Source organism: Streptomyces sp. MS191 (genome assembly GCF_008042125.1).
Taxonomy (GTDB): domain Bacteria; phylum Actinomycetota; class Actinomycetes; order Streptomycetales; family Streptomycetaceae; genus Streptomyces.
Window position 1 is genome coordinate 1 of sequence record NZ_RDBI01000029.1, and the last position, 2,996, is coordinate 2,996.

Consider the following 2,996-nt stretch of genomic DNA (forward strand, 5'->3'; position numbering starts at 1 on the left):
GCTCTACGTCGACAACGGCACCGTGCTCACCTCGGCGGGCAAGGCCGCCGCGATGGACCTCTGTCTGCACCTGGTCCGCCTCGACCACGGATCCGCGTTCGCCAACACGGTCGCCCGCCGCCTGGTCGTGCCCCCGCACCGGGCGGGCGGCCAGGCGCAGTTCGTCACCGCCCCCGTGCCCGAACGGGACGACCACCCGCTCGCGGACCTGCTGCCCTGGGTGATCGAGCGGCTCGACCAGCCGCTGACCGTGGAGGACCTGGCGCGCCGGATCCGCTGGTTCAGCAGCCACTGGAGCGGGGTGGTGCCGGTCACCGTGCGGAAGTGGCGGCCGAGGTGGCGCGAGCTCATGTTGGCCCGGCGCGCCCAGGAACTCCTCGAATCCACCGGCGACAGCGTCGACGCCGTCGCCGAGGCCACCGGCATGGGCACGGCCACGACGCTGCGCCGCCATTTCAACCGCACCCTGGGGGTCCCCCCGGACGCCTACCGGCGTACCTTCCGGCGTACGCGGGCAGCCGCCGGCTGACGCGGCATGGGAGCGATCACACGCATGCCGGGCATGACCGAGCGGCGGGGATGCACTAGAGTTATCTCGACATCGAGATAACTGCTTGCGGCGCACCGCAGCCGCCCCACTCGGTAAGGGTTACCTAGGCGCCCACCGATTGCCGGGCCGGCCCCGCGGGGTGACGATCGCAGCATGTTCAGTGGCGCGCACGTGATCCTCCACACCCCGGACGCGGAGGCCGACCGCGCCTTCCCCTTCAGGGCAATTCGACCGAAAGGTGCCCGGAAAGGGCGCGGAGGAAGTCGGGCGCGTCGAACATCGCGCCGGCCGAGGCGACGCCGACCGTCCTGGTCCGCCCCGTCAGGATCCGGGCGACCGCCTCCACCGCGAGCGGCGCGCTGACGGCGTAGATGTCCTGGCCGCTCGCCACGGCCCTCAGCTCCGTGTCGCCCGCGCGCACGAGCACGTCGACGAGGAAGGTCTGCGCGGACCGGCCGCGCGCGTCGACCGCCGCGGGCGCCGGGGTGTCGGCGGAGGTGAGGTCCCTGGCCGCCTCGGCGGCCATGTGGGTGCGGACGTCGGGGACGGCCAGGTGGCTGGGGACGGTGACCACGTCGGCCATGGTGAAGTCGCCGATCACGGACCGGACCCCCAGGGGGGCCGGGAAGTTCCACCGGAGCGTGGGCGAGGTGTCCTCGCCGTACTGCAGGCGCCCGTCGCGGAAGCGGACGTGTCGGCCGTCCCTGCGCTGCCGCGAGACCGCGCCCGCCGTGCGCGTCCCGGGCGTGGGGTGCCAGCTGCTCAGGCCGTACGCCACATGGGCCTCGTCGGCCGCCGTGCGGTCGCCCATCGCCGCGGTCACCAGCAGGTCCCCGAGGCCGCCGAAGAAGGCCATCGCGGGGACCACCGGGACGCCGGCGGCCCGGGCGGGCTCCGCGAACCGGGTGAAGGTGTCGACGTTGGCCTCGATCTCGGCCGKCACGTCCAGGTAAGGGATCCCGGCCCGCAGCGCCGCCTCGATCACCGGGGCCGCGGTCTCGGCGAAGGGCCCGGCGGAGTTGATCACCGCGTCGGCGCCGGCCAGCGCGCGGTCCAGCGAGGCCGGGTCGTCCACCGAGGCGGGCCGCACGTCGAGCCCCGGGTGGGAGGCCGCGAGCGCGTTCAGCTTGCCGGCGTCCCGCCCGGACGCCACGGGGACGAAGCCGCGGTCCAGCAGTTCCGCCACCACGAAGCGCCCGGTGTGGCCGTAGGCGCCGAACACCGCGACCTTCCGCCCCTGTGCCGACTCCGCCGCCGCTGTGGATGCCGCTGTCATGGATCGCTCCCCCGTCGTCTTCCGTCCCGCCTGTCCGATGAGGAGATTCTGTCGCCGCGGACAGGCCGCGACGAGTGTCCGGAACGACATGGCCCGTACACTTCCGGACATGGACAAGGTCGCGCTCGCCGTCACCGACGGCATGCTGCACTTCGAACTCTCCGTGGCGTACGAGGTGTTCGGCGGAGCCCCGTACGACCTCACCGTCTGCGGGCCGGGCCCGGTGCGGGTCGGCCGCTTCCGGCTGGAGCCCGACGCGGGCCTCGACGGGCTCCGGGACGCCGGCACGGTGATCGTCCCGGGGTGGGCCGACGTCGACGTCGAGCCGCCCGTCGAGCTGGTCGACGCGGTCCGCGCCGCGCACGAGGCGGGCGCGCGGGTGGCCTCGCTGTGCACGGGGGCGTTCGTCCTGGCCGCGGCGGGACTGCTGGACGGCCGGCGCGCGACGACGCACTGGGCGCACACCGATGTCCTGGCCGCCCGCCACCCCCTGGTGGAGGTCGATCCGGACGTGCTCTACGTCGACAACGGCACCGTGCTCACCTCGGCGGGCAAGGCCGCCGCGATGGACCTCTGTCTGCACCTGGTCCGCCTCGACCACGGATCCGCGTTCGCCAACACGGTCGCCCGCCGCCTGGTCGTGCCCCCGCACCGGGCGGGCGGCCAGGCGCAGTTCGTCACCGCCCCCGTGCCCGAACGGGACGACCACCCGCTCGCGGACCTGCTGCCCTGGGTGATCGAGCGGCTCGACCAGCCGCTGACCGTGGAGGACCTGGCGCGCCGGGCCAACATGAGCTCGCGCCACCTCGGCCGCCACTTCCGCACGGTGACCGGCACCACCCCGCTCCAGTGGCTGCTGAACCAGCGGATCCGGCGCGCCCAGGAACTCCTCGAATCCACCGGCGACAGCGTCGACGCCGTCGCCGAGGCCACCGGCATGGGCACGGCCACGACGCTGCGCCGCCATTTCAACCGCACCCTGGGGGTCCCCCCGGACGCCTACCGGCGTACCTTCCGGCGTACGCGGGCAGCCGCCGGCTGACGCGGCATGGGAGCGATCACACGCATGCCGGGCATGACCGAGCGGCGGGGATGCACTAGAGTTATCTCGACATCGAGATAACTGCTTGCGGCGCACCGCAGCCGCCCCACTCGGTAAGGGTTACCTAA

General features: G+C 73.7%; 4 protein-coding genes. 2 read left to right on the forward strand and 2 right to left on the reverse strand.

The features are described from left to right. Positions 1 to 3: 3 nt before the first annotated feature. A complete protein-coding gene (locus EAO71_RS38485; RefSeq protein ID WP_315986584.1) occupies positions 4 to 426 on the reverse strand; it encodes a helix-turn-helix domain-containing protein in 423 nt (140 codons plus the stop codon). Between EAO71_RS38485 and EAO71_RS03320 the strand changes: the two genes are divergently transcribed. Then, on the forward strand, positions 350 to 529 hold the full coding sequence (locus EAO71_RS03320) for a helix-turn-helix domain-containing protein (RefSeq protein ID WP_147976255.1): 180 nt from the start codon (positions 350 to 352) through the stop codon (positions 527 to 529). The two genes, EAO71_RS38485 and EAO71_RS03320, sit on opposite strands and share 77 nt — an antisense overlap. Positions 530 to 767: 238 nt before the next feature. On the opposite strand, the gene EAO71_RS03325 is transcribed toward EAO71_RS03320, so the two are convergent. After that, positions 768 to 1,826 (reverse strand): saccharopine dehydrogenase family protein, encoded by a 1,059-nt coding sequence (locus EAO71_RS03325; RefSeq protein WP_147976256.1) that lies wholly within the window; start codon positions 1,824 to 1,826, stop codon positions 768 to 770. A 109-nt stretch (positions 1,827 to 1,935) separates the two neighbouring features. Here EAO71_RS03325 and EAO71_RS03330 point away from each other — a divergent pair, with 109 nt between their 5' ends. Beyond that, positions 1,936 to 2,868, forward strand: coding sequence for a helix-turn-helix domain-containing protein (locus tag EAO71_RS03330; RefSeq protein WP_147976257.1), 933 nt, complete (start codon positions 1,936 to 1,938; stop codon positions 2,866 to 2,868). The last annotated feature ends 128 nt before the right edge of the window (positions 2,869 to 2,996 follow it).